We start from the raw sequence: 11,908 nt of genomic DNA on the forward strand, positions 1-11,908 counted from the left end.
CGACTAATGAGCGGGGTCTGCCAAGGGCGTGGTAAGTTCGAATAATGAAAGGGCGCCGGAGAGTGCCGCCAGTACCACCTTTGACTTGGCTAATGGAAGGGGTTGTCATGCAGCAGCGGGATTTCGATATCGTTATCGTTGGAGGGGGTGGAGCCGGTTTGCGCGCTGCCATTGGAGCTGCCGAGCAGGCCAAGGGGCAGGGCACTCCCCAGCGTATTGCGCTGCTGTCCAAGGTGTACCCCATGCGCTCCCATACAGTGGCCGCTGAAGGTGGGGCGGCTGCCGTTACCAGCGAAGAAGACACTCACCAAGCGCATTTTGACGACACGGTGTCTGGCGGTGATTGGCTGGTTGAGCAGGGCGTCGTCGATTACTTTGTCCACCACGCCTATCAAGAGCTGGTGCAGATGGAGCGCTGGGGCTGCCCCTGGAGTCGTAAAGACGATGGCCAAGTGCAAGTACGCCGCTTTGGGGGTATGAAAACCGCCCGCACCTGGTTCGCCGCCGACAAAACCGGCTTCCATATGCTTCACACGCTGTTTCAAACCTCGCTGAAATACCCCGAGATCGAGCGCTTTGACGAGTACTTCGTGCTCGATCTCGCCGTTCATGAAGGCGCTGTGATTGGCGTGATTGCCCTGCAAATCGCCACCGGTGAGCTGACCCTGTTGCGCGCTAAAGCGGTGGTGCTGGCTACCGGCGGTGCGGGGCGCCTGTTCCGCTTCAATACCAATGCGGGCATTGTTACCGGCGACGGCATGGCGATGGCCTATCGTCACGGTGTGGCGCTGCGGGACATGGAGTTTGTTCAATACCACCCCACTGGCCTGCCTGGCTCCGGCATTTTGATTACCGAAGCGTGCCGGGGCGAAGGTGGGATTCTGCTCAATAAAGATGGCTATCGCTACCTGCAGGATTACGGCCTTGGCCCGGAAACGCCACTTGGCAAACCGGAGAACAAGTACATGGAGCTGGGGCCACGGGACAAGCTCTCCCAGGCCTTCTGGCAGGAGCAGCAGGCGGGCCGCACTGGCAAGTTTGGCGACAGCGATGTGGTCTATCTTGATCTGCGCCACCTGGGTGAAAAATACATTCTGGAGCGCCTGCCGTTTATCTGCGAGCTGGCCAAAGCCTACATCAACGTCGACCCGGTGAAAGAGCCGATCCCCATCCGACCGGCGGTTCATTACACCATGGGTGGCATTGAAACCAACCCCCAGTGCGAAACCTCCATTGCCGGGCTCTACGCCGCCGGGGAGTGCGCTTCGGTGGGCTTGCACGGCGCCAACCGACTGGGCTCTAACTCACTGACTGAGCTGTTGGTGTTTGGCCGCCTGGCCGGTGAGCAGGCAAGTAAGCGCGCTGCGCAAACCGAGTGGGCCGATGAGCGCCTGCTGGAAGCCCAGGGCGATCGTCAGCAAGCCAAGCTGCTGCGGTTATGCGACGGAACCGACAGTGCGGAGAGCTGGGTAGAGCTCAAGCACGCCATGGTGCAGGCCATGGAGAGCGGCTGCGGGATTTATCGCACCGAAGAGGGCATGCGTCATTCGCTGGATACCATGCGCCAGTTGCGTACTCGCTTTAATAAGGTTCGCATTAACGATACCAGCAAGATTTTCAATACCGAGCTCTTGGAGTGTTTGGAGCTGGAGTGTGGCCTGGATATTGCTGAAGCCTCCTGCTTGGGGGCGCTTGAGCGGCGTGAATCCCGCGGTGCCCACCAGCGCTTGGATGAGGAGATGCAGAAACGCGATGACGTTAACTACCTCAAGCACAGCCAGGTGTTCTATCAAGGCGATGCCCATGCCGAGCTGCGCTGGCAGGACGTCGATGCGCGCTTCTCCGCCCCGGCGGAGCGGGCTTATGGCGATGCAGGCAAGGGGGAGAAGGTATGAGTACCGATCAGATCACCGCCAAGCGTGTTAGCACTAATAGCGCCAGCACCAAGCACATCAGCGTTAAGCGCTACCTGCCGGACACCTCGACTGAAACATACTGGCAGGAGTATGACCTGCCGGTGGATGACAGCACCTCGCTGCTGGATGCCCTCAACCATATCAAAGAGCAGCTCGATAGCACGCTGAGTTATCGCTGGTCTTGCCGTATGGCGATCTGTGGCTCCTGCGGGGTGATGGTGAACGGCATTCCCAAGCTTGGCTGCAAAACCTTCCTGCGCGATTATGAGGGCGATATTCGTATTGAGCCGCTATCTCACTTCCCGGTACAGCGGGATCTGGTGGTGGATATGGCGATCTTCCTTGAGCATCTGGCGGCGGTTAAGCCCTACTTGATTGGCGATAACCCGGTAAAACCCTACGACCCTAAAGCGCCGGAAACCTATCAGCAGACGCCGGAGCAGCTTGCCCGCTACAAGCAGTTCGCGAACTGCATTAACTGTGGGCTTTGCTACTCCGCCTGCCCCCAGTTTGGGCTTAATCCAGAATTCCTGGGCCCAGCGGCGCTAACGCTGGCTCACCGTTACAATCTGGACAGCCGCGACAATGGCAAAAAAGCGCGTATGGCCGAGCTTAACCGCCACGACGGCGTATGGAGCTGCACTTTTGTGGGCTTCTGCTCGAAGGTATGCCCCAAACACGTTGACCCCGCCGCTGCGGTAAATCAGGGCAAGGTCGAGGCGGCCAAACACACGCTTATTGCGCTGTTTAAAGGGTAGGGGGAGAGACAATCATGGATAAGTCATCATCGCAGCGCCTGCCGCCACTGAAACGCACTTGGTGGCTGAAGCACCGCTTTTTTAAGCTCTATATGCTGCGCGAAGCCACGGTGCTACCGCTGGTGTTTTTCACGCTGTGTTTACTGGCCGGTATGGTCGCTCTTCTCCAGGGAGCGGACAGCTGGCAGGGGTGGATCGCCTTTATGGGCTCCCCCATCGTGCTGCTACTGAACCTTGTAGCATTGGCTGCCAGCCTGTTCCACGCCGCCACCTTCTTTGTGCTGTTCCCGCGGGTAATGCCGATTCGCATCGCCGGCCATAGCCTGCCCGATCAGGCTATTGTCGCTGGGCAGTGGGCGGGAGTGGTGGTCGTTGCGCTGCTGTTTTTCTGGCTATTGGGGAGGGGGGCATGAATATGAACAAACACGATGTTCAGCACAAACAAGCCTTTGACGAGCCGCTCTGGTGGGGACTGTTTAGCGCGGGCGGCGTCTGTTTTGCCGTCTTGCTGCCCGCCGTTATTCTGTTTATCGCGGTTCTACTGCCCCTGGGCCTGCTGCCTACCGAGGCACTGAGCTATGAGCGGGCATCATCGCTGCTGTTTAGCGTGCCAGGGTTCCTGTTTGTGGGGGCGGTGGTTTGTCTACCGCTATTCCATACCGCCCACCGCCTGCGCCATGGATTGTTTGATATCAGCGTGGGCAATGACACACTCAACAAGAAGCTGATGTACGGCGGCGCTGCGCTGCTGAGTGTTTTGGCGCTGGGCTTAGTCGTGGCAGGTTTCCTTAGCTAAACGGCGCGCTGCCATCGCTTACCCCTGACAGATAAAAAAAGAGACTGGCATGATCAACGGACTCACTGAAGCAGAACTCTACGCGGCTATCGAGTGGCAGGATCACTCAAACGACTATCAGGATATTCTGTACCACACGTCGAAAGAGGGTATTGCGCGCATCACCATCAATCGCCCCGAGGTGCGTAACGCCTTTCGCCCGCTGACGGTTAGCGAGATGATCCAGGCGCTAAGCCGGGCGCGCTACGATAGCGCCACTGGCGTGATTATTCTCACCGGTGCAGGCGACAAAGCGTTCTGTTCTGGTGGCGATCAGCGCATTCGTGGCGACTACGGCGGTTACCAGGACGAAGAGGGCGCCCATCACCTTAACGTGCTGGACTTCCAGCGCGATATTCGCACCTGCCCTAAGCCGATTATCGCCATGGTGGCCGGTTACGCCATTGGCGGTGGCCACGTACTGCATATGATGTGCGACCTGACCATTGCCGCCGATAACGCCATTTTTGGCCAGACCGGCCCCAAGGTCGGCTCCTTCGATGGCGGCTACGGCGCCTCTTATATGGCGCGCATTGTGGGCCAGAAAAAAGCGCGGGAAATCTGGTTTCTGTGCCGCCAGTATGATGCCGCCCAAGCGCTTGAAATGGGGCTGGTTAACCATGTGGTGCCTCTGGCGGCGCTTGAAAAAGAGAGCGTACGCTGGTGCCGTGAAATGCTGCAGAATAGCCCGATGGCGCTGCGTTGCCTGAAAGCCGCACTCAATGCTGATTGTGATGGGCAGGCCGGGCTTCAGGAGCTGGCGGGCAATGCCACCATGCTCTTCTACATGACCGAAGAGGGGCAGGAGGGGCGCAACGCCTTTAACGAAAAGCGCCGCCCGGATTTCTCCCGCTACCCGCGCAACCCGTAATGCAGCTGGCGCTTTACCGCTACTCGCTACCGTTTCGCCAGCCGCTGATGTTTAAAGGTATGCGGCTGGTGAGCAGAGAAGGGCTGCTAGTAACGATCAACGGCCAGTGGGGCGAGATAGCCCCACTGCCTGGCTTCTCAATCGAAACCCTTGCCGCAGCAGAAGCTGAAAGCCTGGCCTGCCTAGCTGCCATACAGCGCGGCGAGAAAGCCACGCCAACGCTACCTTCAGTGCAGTTTGGGTTCGACTGTGCCCTGCGCCTGTGGCCTGCAACTCTTCCCACGCCTTTGCCCCCCTATCCACTGCTTCAAGGGGCGCCTGCGGCGCTGATGGCCAACCTTGATAATATCGTAGCCGGTTGGGGGGCGTTGCCGCCGCCTCGGCTCAAACTCAAGGTGGCACGCTTCGCCATGGCAGAAGAGCTAGCACTGATTAACCTGCTTGCTACCCGGCTACCCACCACCAAGCTGATTCTGGATGCCAACGGCGGCTGGACGCGGGAAGAGGCGCAGCGTTTCTGTGAGCGGTTACCCCTTGAGCAGATCGACTACCTGGAAGAGCCCTGCGCTAGCTTTGCTGACACCATCGCGGTCGCCGAAGCCTCCGGCGTGAACGTGGCGCTGGATGAAACGCTTTCTCGCGGAGACGCGTGGCACTGCCACCCGCAGCTAAAAGCGCTGGTGATCAAGCCTACATTGATTGGCTCGCTAAATGGCTGCGAAGCGCTCGTTCAGCGAGCACGAGAAGGCAATCTGCGCGTTGTGATTTCCTCAAGCTTTGAATCCGATTTAGGACTTGGGCTGCTGGGCCGATTAGCCAGCGAGTGGGCGGCCGATGAGCCGCCGGGGCTGGATACCGGCCACTGGCTGGCTGCGCGTGTTACCAATGCCTTGGGCGAAGTGATGACCAACTCACTGCACTGCCTCTACCGGGCTTGATAGGTACAACACCATCGCTGGAGGGACACATACCGACCGCTATCAACAGGAGCATTCAGCGTGATCGATATTTGCCCCATACACTACTGGGATAAAGAGACCCCTGAACATATCGCCATAGAGGCTGGCTCGGTGCGCCTTGATTACCGGACGCTTGATCGCCGCGTGGCGTCGTTAGCACAGCAGTTGGCGCGTAGTGGTCTCATGCCGGGGGATCGGTTGATCGTACCCGCTAAAGGCTCGCTTGAGTCTTTGCTGCTGGCGTGGGCCTGCCTGCGGGCAGGGGTTGTTTTTTGTCCGCTGAATCCTGCGTTTCCTATTGCCCAGCAGCTCAATCTGGCCAAACGCTTGCAGGCTGAGCGGGTTTGCCAAACGGAAAGCGACCATCATTATCCTGCCGAGCTCACACCGGTTAGCCTCGATTTTTTGGCGGAAGCTGATGTGAGGGAGCCTCCGGTGCTGGATAGCAACCAGCTGTGCAACACGATTTTTACCTCCGGCTCCAGCGGTACGCCCAAGGCGGTGCTGCACCGCGTGGGCAATCATTTGGCTTCTGCACGCGGTTCGGCGTCGTTGATTCCCGTTGACCAGAACAGTGGCTGGCTACTGTCGCTGCCGCTGTTTCATATTGGCGGTTACGCGATCCCGTTTCGGGTCTTTCTCGCCGGCGGGCGGGTGATCCTCGACGATGCTCCCGATACGCTGGCGGAGCGCCTGGAGCAGCAGGCAATAACTCATCTTTCCTTGGTGCCCACTCAACTTTGGCGGCTGCTGAAAGCGGGTTTTACCCCTAAGCGCACCCAATTGCGCGAGCTACTGTTGGGCGGTGCGGCGATCCCTGCGCCGCTGGTGGCGCAGATGACATCGCTAGGGCTAACGCCGAAAGTTAGCTATGGGCTATCGGAAATGGCCAGCCAAGTCTGTACCGGTATCCCCACTGTGCCGGGTGTGGTTGGAAAACCGCTGCCGGGTCGAGAAGTTAGGGTCATCGATGGGGAAATCCAGCTACGCGGCGAGACCCTGTTCTGCGGCTATTTGAATGATGGAGTGATTGATCCAGCCCTCAACGCAGAAGGCTGGTTTGCTACCCGCGACAAGGGCCACTTCAATGCGGACGGGGCGCTGGTGGTGGAAGGGCGGCTCGATAATGGCTTTATCTCCGGTGGCGAGAATATCCAGCCGGAAAGTATTGAGCAGCACTTGGTCGACCACCCCAGCATCGCCCAGGCGCTGGTGGTAGCAGTGCCCCACCCCGAGTGGGGCGAGCGCCCGGTGGCGTTTATCGATTGGCACGGTGAGGCCGTCCAAGAGCAGGCGCTAAACAACTGGGTTCGCGAAGCACTGCCCGGCTTTATGGTGCCCGATGCCTGGCTGGCCTGGCCGCCGGGGTTGGGCTTTAAACCTTCCCGCACACAGTTTGCAGAGCTGGCGCGGGAGCAGGTTAATACCGTTTAGCCATGTGGCCTATTGGTGGTGACCTCTTAGGTACCTATTCTGCTATCTCAGCCGCATTTAGCATCGCGTGTAGCAGTACGTTACAGCCTGCGTGAACGTGCTCCGGCTTAGCGCTTTCAATTTCGTTGTGGCTAATGCCATCCTTGCAGGGAATAAAGATCATCGCGGCAGGGGCAACGCGACCAATAAACATCGCATCGTGCCCTGCGCCGCTGATGATGTCCATATGCGATAGCTGAAGCTTTTCGGCTGCTTGGCGCACGGTATCAACACAGGCTTTATTGAAGTGTTCAGGTACAAAGTCTGCGGTGGGGGTTAGCTCGTACGCCAGCCCGTGACGTTGGCAAATTTCCTCAACAGCGGCGGTGACTGCCTGCCCCATTTCCTCAATTGCTTCCGGTTCCCAGTGGCGCATGTCCAGGGTCATTTTGACCTGGCCGGGAATGACGTTGCGCGATCCTGGGTGCAGGGTCATACAGCCCACCGTGCCACGCCCGTGGGGCTGATGATCTAAGGCGATACGGTTGAGCGCTTGGGTCACTTCCGCCGCGCCCATCATGGCATCACGTCGCAGATGCATCGGCGTAGGGCCCGCGTGGGCTTCAAGCCCGGTCAGGGTTAAATCAAACCACTTCTGGCCAAGCCCACCGATGACCACGCCAATGGTGGTGTCGGTATCTTCAAGGATGGGGCCCTGCTCAATGTGCGGTTCAAAGTAGGCTTTGATTTCGTTTGGTGAGACTTCATCGCTACCACGATAGTGAATGGCGTCCAGTGCATAGCTTACCGTGACGCCATCAGTGTCGGTGCGCGCCATCATGGCGTCAAACTCTAGCTCGCCGGTGAACACTCCGGAACCCATCATGCAGGGTGGAAAGCGGCAGCCTTCTTCGTTGGTCCAGGCGACGACTTCTATAGGGGATTGCGTGGTGATGTTGTGCTGGTTAAGGGTACGAATCACTTCCAGGCCGGAGAGCACGCCGAAGCAGCCATCGTACTTACCGCCAGTGGGTTGGCTATCCAGATGGCTGCCTGCCATCACTGCTTTGGCGTTGGGGTCACTGCCTTCACGGCGGGCAAAGATATTGCCGATATTGTCGATCCGAATCGTACAGCCCTCGGCGCGACACCATTGAATAAACAGGTCCCGCCCCTGGCGTTCTAAATCGGTAAGTGCTTGGCGATTGACGCCGCCTTTGGCGGTGGCCCCCAGCTTGGCCATCTCCATCAGCGCCTGCCACAGGCGATCACTGTCGGTACGTAGGTCGGCGATGGTGGTTGTCGGTTCAGTCAGCGAGTTCATATGACTTCCTTTTATTGAGCACGGACGAAGCTGGCGACTCCCGGGTTTATTGTTTGGCTCATTGCTAGAGTAGCGATGAAAAAGGTTATGTTACGTATAGATTCTCTAACGTGAACAAAAGAAAAGCGTAATTTTATAAACGTGTCCGGTGGCGCATGCTGAGGCAATGCCCTATAGCGATGGAGCTGGACACCATGTTTGGAATAAAAAGCAAAACACCCTCTGAAACCTCGCGTACCCCGTCAGCAGATACGCCAGAGAAAACGGCACTGAATCAGCACTACTGGATGCCGTTTAGCGCCAACCGCGATTTTCATGCCAACCCACGCGTGATTACCGGGGCGGAAGGGCGCTACTACATTGATGACCAGGGCCGTAAGCTGTTCGATTCGCTTTCGGGCCTATGGACCTGCGGCGCGGGGCATAACCGTGAAGAGATTCAAAAAGCCGTGGCGGCGCAGCTAGGCACCCTCGACTTTGCCCCAGGTTTTCAGCTTGCCCATCCGCTGGCATTCAAACTGGCGGAAAAGGTCGCTAGTCTCACGCCTGCGGGTCTGGATCATGTGTTCTTCACCAACTCAGGCTCAGAAGCCGCCGATACCTCGGTCAAGATGGCCAAGGCCTACTGGCGGTTAAAAGGTAAGCCTGAAAAAACCCGCATGATCGGCCGTGCCAAGGGCTACCACGGGGTGAATATTGGCGGCACCAGTCTGGGCGGTATCGGCGGTAACCGTAAACACTACGGCCAGCTGATGGACGTAACGCACCTTCCCCACACCCTTCAGGCGGGCTATGCCTACACCCAAGGCCAGGCGGAAACGGGCGCCGAGCTTGCCGATGCGCTGCTGGATCAAATCGCGCTCCATGATGCCTCTACCATTGCGGCGGTGATTGTTGAGCCCATGTCCGGCTCGGCGGGGGTGATCGTGCCACCGAAAGGCTATCTGGATCGCCTGCGCGATATCTGCACTGCCCATGATATTTTGCTGATTTTTGACGAGGTGATTACCGCCTTTGGCCGCAGCGGCGCAACCACCGGCGCCGAGGCCTTTGGTGTAACGCCGGATATCATGAACGTGGCGAAGCAGATCACCAACGGCGCGATTCCCATGGGCGCAGTGATCGCCTCCAGCGAGATTTTCGACACCTTTATGCATGGCGGTGGCCCCCAGCATGCCGTCGAGTTCCCCCATGGCTACACCTACAGCGCTCACCCGGTGGCCTGTGCGGCGGGGTTGGCCGCGCTTGAAATGATGGAGCGCGAAAACTTCCCTGCCCAGGTGAATGCCATAGCGCCGAGCTTTGAGCGGAAGCTTCACGCCCTGAAAGGCCGCAACCACGTTGTCGATATTCGCAATTACGGCCTGGCTGGCGCAATTCAGCTAACGCCCCGCGACGGCGACCCCATCATCCGCCCGCGTGATGCTCACATGGCGCTCTGGGAAGCAGGCTTCTATGTGCGCTATGGTGGTGACACGCTGCAGTTTGGCCCTCCCTTTGGCACCACCGAGGCCGAGTTAGAGCGCCTGTTCGACGCCGTGGCAACCACCTTGGATTCATTAAAATAAGATTCGTTAGCATAAGTTCGCTGGCACAACCGATTACGGAGCGTAAATATGAGCGTTGTTTCCCACCTGATTAACGGTGAGTTAGTCGACAGTAACCGCACGCTGGATGTTACCAATCCCTCAACGGGCAAAGTGATTCGTCAAGTGGCAGATGCCAATGCCGCTGACGTAGAGCGTGCCATTGCGGCTGCCCAGGCTGCGTTCCCTGCCTGGCGCGATACACCGCCCGCCAAACGCGCCCAGGTGATGTACCGCTTTAAACAGCTGCTAGAAGATAACGCTGACCGCCTGGTAAAACTGGTTAGCGAAGAGCATGGCAAAACCCCTGAAGACGCCATGGGTGAACTCAAGCGCGGTATCGAAAATGTCGAGTACGCCTGCGGCGTGCCGGAGCTCCTGAAAGGCGAGTATTCCCATAACGTGGGGCCGGGCATTGATGCCTGGTCCAACTTTCAGCCTTTGGGCGTGGTGGCGGGCATTACCCCGTTTAACTTCCCCTGCATGGTGCCGCTGTGGATGTACCCGATGGCGATAGCCTGCGGTAACACCTTTATTCTCAAGCCATCAGAAAAAGATCCTTCAGCGGCCATGGCCATTGCCGAACTGCTTCAAGACGCTGGGCTACCCAAAGGCGTGATGAACGTGATTCACGGTGGGCGCGAAGCGGTGGAAACGCTGCTGGATGCCAAGGCTGTTAAAGCCATTTCGTTTGTCGGCTCCACGCCGGTAGCCGAAGCGATCTATACCCGCGGTTCTGCCGCTGGCAAACGCGTGCAGGCGTTGGGAGGGGCGAAGAACCATGCCGTGGTGCTGCCTGACGCGGATTTGGAAAACGCCGCCAACACGCTAATGGGCGCGGCGTTTGGTAGCTGTGGCGAGCGCTGTATGGCGATCTCGGTGGCAGTTTGTGTCGGCGATGCCACAGCAGACCGCCTCGTTGAAACGCTGCTGCCCAAAATTGCCGAGCTAAAGGTTGGCCCCGGCACCCGCAAAGGGCTGGATATGGGGCCGCTGGTCACCGCCGAGCACCGCGATAAAGTGTTGGGCTTTATCGACGATGGTGTGAAGGCAGGCGCTAAGCTGGTCGCCGATGGCCGTGATCTTCAAGTCGCTGACCATGAAGAGGGCTATTTCGTGGGTGGCTGTCTTTTCGATAACGTCACCGCTGAGATGCGGATCTACCAGGAAGAGATTTTTGGACCGGTGCTGTGCGTGGTGCGGGTCGGCAGCTTAGATGATGCCATGCAGCTGGTTAACGACCACGAATACGGCAATGGCACCTGCCTGTTTACCCGCGATGGCGAAGCCGCCCGGCGCTTTACCGACGCTATCGAGGTGGGCATGGTCGGTGTGAATGTGCCGCTACCGGTGCCCGTGGCCTACCATAGCTTTGGTGGCTGGAAGCGTTCGCTGTTTGGTGATTTACACGCCTACGGCCCCGACTCGGTACGCTTCTATACCCGCCGCAAAGCCGTTTCCCAGCGCTGGCCTTCCGTGAGTGAAGCCACACAGGCTGAGTTCTCATTTCCCGCCAATCAAAGTTGACGTCTTGGGGTAACTAAGACATCTTCTCAGCACCGTCGCCCTGCGATGGTGCTTTTTTTGGTGCGTATGTTTAGACGTAAAGGGATGAGACCAGCGTGGCGAGAACACAGGACGAAATTCGGCAAACCAACGTTAAGAAGATTCTCCAAGCCGCAGAGCAGCTGTTTGCCGAAAAGGGCTACGCCGGTGCCTCCATGGGGGAAATTGCCCAGTTGGCCGAACTTCCCAAGTCCAACGTGCACTACTACTTCTCTACCAAAAAAGCGCTCTACCAGGATGTGTTGCTGGAGCTTTTGGAAGTCTGGAAGCAGGATGCGCTTTGCTTTGAGCTCTACGATGATCCCCGCGTGGTGCTCTCCAGCTATATTCGCGCCAAGATGAACCACTCCCGCAATCGCGCCCACGGCTCAAAGGTGTGGGCGGCTGAAGTCATGCAGGGCGCGCCCATTCTTAAAGAGCGCCTGCGCGACAACCTCTATGAATGGGCCAAGCTCAAAGAGTCGAAAATTCGCGAGTGGGTCGAGTCAGGTCAGATCAATCCCGTTGAGCCATCTTATCTTCTTTATATGATTTGGGCCTCCACCCAGCACTACGCCGACTTCGACTACCAAATCTGTCTGCTCAACGACGACCAACCGCTGGACGATCTGCAGTTCGAAAAAGCTGTGCAGTCGGTGACTTCAGTGATTTTGCGAGGGATTGGGCTGACGGCTTAGGTG

Annotated in this window: 11 protein-coding genes; 10 read left to right on the top strand and 1 reads right to left on the bottom strand. The window is 58.1% G+C overall.

Features of this window, described 5'->3' with window-relative positions; genetic code table 11:
• Window positions 1–107: 107 nt before the first annotated feature.
• Genes frdA through menE form a run of 7 tightly spaced genes read left to right on the top strand, consistent with a single transcriptional unit; the run spans window position 108 to window position 6,773 of the window.
• A complete protein-coding gene (gene frdA / locus HVA01_RS01055) occupies window positions 108–1,895 on the top strand; it encodes a fumarate reductase (quinol) flavoprotein subunit (protein WP_146872622.1) in 1,788 nt (595 codons plus the stop codon).
• Entirely contained in the window at window positions 1,892–2,674 is a 783-nt protein-coding gene (locus HVA01_RS01060) for a succinate dehydrogenase/fumarate reductase iron-sulfur subunit (RefSeq protein ID WP_146872624.1), read from the top strand. Before frdA ends, HVA01_RS01060 begins: the two co-directional genes overlap by 4 nt.
• 14 nt (window positions 2,675–2,688) lie before the next feature.
• Window positions 2,689–3,087 carry a fumarate reductase subunit C gene (locus HVA01_RS01065; protein WP_146872626.1) on the top strand — a complete coding sequence of 133 codons (399 nt, stop codon included), beginning with the start codon at window positions 2,689–2,691 and terminating at the stop codon, window positions 3,085–3,087.
• A complete protein-coding gene (gene frdD, locus HVA01_RS01070) occupies window positions 3,084–3,470 on the top strand; it encodes a fumarate reductase subunit FrdD (protein ID WP_146872628.1) in 387 nt (128 codons plus the stop codon). Before HVA01_RS01065 ends, frdD begins: the two co-directional genes overlap by 4 nt.
• Before the next feature lie 49 nt (window positions 3,471–3,519).
• Window positions 3,520–4,380: a 1,4-dihydroxy-2-naphthoyl-CoA synthase gene (menB, locus tag HVA01_RS01075; protein WP_146872630.1), complete on the top strand. Its 861-nt coding sequence runs from the start codon at window positions 3,520–3,522 to the stop codon at window positions 4,378–4,380.
• Window positions 4,380–5,318: an o-succinylbenzoate synthase gene (gene menC, locus HVA01_RS01080; RefSeq protein ID WP_146872631.1), complete on the top strand. Its 939-nt coding sequence runs from the start codon at window positions 4,380–4,382 to the stop codon at window positions 5,316–5,318. The genes menB and menC overlap by 1 nt, the downstream gene beginning before the upstream one ends.
• A 60-nt stretch (window positions 5,319–5,378) precedes the next feature.
• Window positions 5,379–6,773, top strand: coding sequence for an o-succinylbenzoate--CoA ligase (menE, locus tag HVA01_RS01085; RefSeq protein ID WP_146872633.1), 1,395 nt, complete (start codon window positions 5,379–5,381; stop codon window positions 6,771–6,773).
• A 34-nt stretch (window positions 6,774–6,807) separates the two neighbouring features.
• On the opposite strand, the gene HVA01_RS01090 is transcribed toward menE, so the two are convergent.
• A complete protein-coding gene (locus HVA01_RS01090; protein WP_146872635.1) occupies window positions 6,808–8,076 on the bottom strand; it encodes a Zn-dependent hydrolase in 1,269 nt (422 codons plus the stop codon).
• 194 nt (window positions 8,077–8,270) lie between these two features.
• On the opposite strand from HVA01_RS01090, the gene aptA reads away from it, so the two are divergent.
• The 3 genes from aptA (at window position 8,271) to HVA01_RS01105 (ending at window position 11,905) form a co-directional block, all read left to right on the top strand.
• Window positions 8,271–9,644, top strand: a complete 1,374-nt coding sequence (gene aptA / locus HVA01_RS01095) for an omega-aminotransferase AptA (protein WP_146872637.1) — start codon at window positions 8,271–8,273, stop codon at window positions 9,642–9,644.
• A gap of 48 nt (window positions 9,645–9,692) precedes the next feature.
• Window positions 9,693–11,189, top strand: coding sequence for a CoA-acylating methylmalonate-semialdehyde dehydrogenase (locus HVA01_RS01100; RefSeq protein ID WP_146872638.1), 1,497 nt, complete (start codon window positions 9,693–9,695; stop codon window positions 11,187–11,189).
• Window positions 11,190–11,284: 95 nt separating this feature from the next.
• Entirely contained in the window at window positions 11,285–11,905 is a 621-nt protein-coding gene (locus HVA01_RS01105) for a TetR/AcrR family transcriptional regulator (protein ID WP_146872639.1), read from the top strand.
• Window positions 11,906–11,908: the final 3 nt, after the last annotated feature.

It is taken from the genome of Halovibrio variabilis (assembly GCF_007991175.1).
GTDB classification, from domain to species: domain Bacteria; phylum Pseudomonadota; class Gammaproteobacteria; order Pseudomonadales; family Halomonadaceae; genus Vreelandella; species Vreelandella variabilis.